Raw genomic sequence first — 1,219 nt, 5'->3', positions numbered from 1 at the left:
GACTTCGCCGCGAACTCGATCACCTTCACGCCGGGCTCGGATGCGATCGCCTCGATCGCCTTCGGCACCGATCTGACGGGCCTGAACACCGCGAACCTGACCTGGACCAGGGTCTCGGACACCCAGGTCGTGGGCAAGGACGGCGCCGTGACGGTGGTGACGCTGGATCTGTCGGTTGCCAACAACGTGGCGACCGTGACGGCGACGCTGAACAACAATTACGACGCACATCCCGGCATCAACGCCGACGACCTGGTCAATCTGGGCCATGTCGGCCTGGTCGCCACCGATACGGACGGCGACCAGGCAACCGGCACCGTCAACGTGACGGTGTCCGACGACGTGCCGACGGCTTCCGCCGAGCCTTCGCAGAACGTTGCCGAAGGCGCGACGATCACTGGCACTTTGGACTTCGTCGCCGGCGCCGACGGCGCCACGGTGACGCATATCGGCGCTACGACCCTTGTCTTCGGCGGCGACGGTTACTCGCAGCCAATCGACATCGGCGATGGCTTGATCAAGGTCATGGCCGACGGTCACTACTCGTTCACCGCCGACAATTCGGTTTTTGGCACGGGTGCGGCTTCTGCAATCTATACCGTAACGGACGGCGACGGCGACACGTCGACGGCCGGCATAAGCTTCGTCGTGACGGACGCCAACACGCCGACGAGCGGCACGGCTACTGCCACGGTCGATGATGACGGCCTTGCCGGCGGCAATGCGGCGAGCACGACAGGGGACATCGATGCCAATGCGGGCGAGGTTCCGCTCAGCGCCAGTGAAGCGACCTACAACGGCACGCTCGGCGGCAGCCTCGGCGGCGACGGCGCCGGCGCCAACGGCTTCTCATTCGCGACGCTCGATGGCACCAACGGCACGGTCGGCCAGGAGAACGTGACCTACAGCTGGGACGCCGGCAACGACACGCTGACGGCGACAGGTCCGCGCGGCGTCCTGTTCACGGTGCATGTGACCGACCCGGCAACCGGCGCCTATACGGTGACGCTGGTCGACAATGTGCTGCAGGCACAGGGCCCGAACGATGAGAACAATGCGACGGTCGATCTCGGCTATGTGATCACCGATGCCGACGGCTCGACGGCAGCAGGCACGCTGACCGTTACCTTCAATGATGACGGCCCGTCGATCACGCCCTCGGCAACGGCGCAGCCGGTACTGACGGTCGACGAGACGAATCTGGCCGCCAATGCGACGG

The 1,219-nt window shown here is 65.5% G+C and carries 1 protein-coding gene; it reads left to right on the top strand.

Annotated elements, in window-relative coordinates:
* On the top strand, positions 1 to 1,219 hold a 1,219-nt coding region (locus NKI99_RS33745), incomplete at both ends, for an Ig-like domain-containing protein (RefSeq protein WP_352613746.1).

The sequence above is a fragment of the Mesorhizobium sp. M0239 genome (assembly GCF_040321815.1).
Taxonomy (GTDB): Bacteria; Pseudomonadota; Alphaproteobacteria; order Rhizobiales; family Rhizobiaceae; genus Mesorhizobium.
This window is presented reverse-complemented; position numbering and strand designations above follow the sequence as displayed.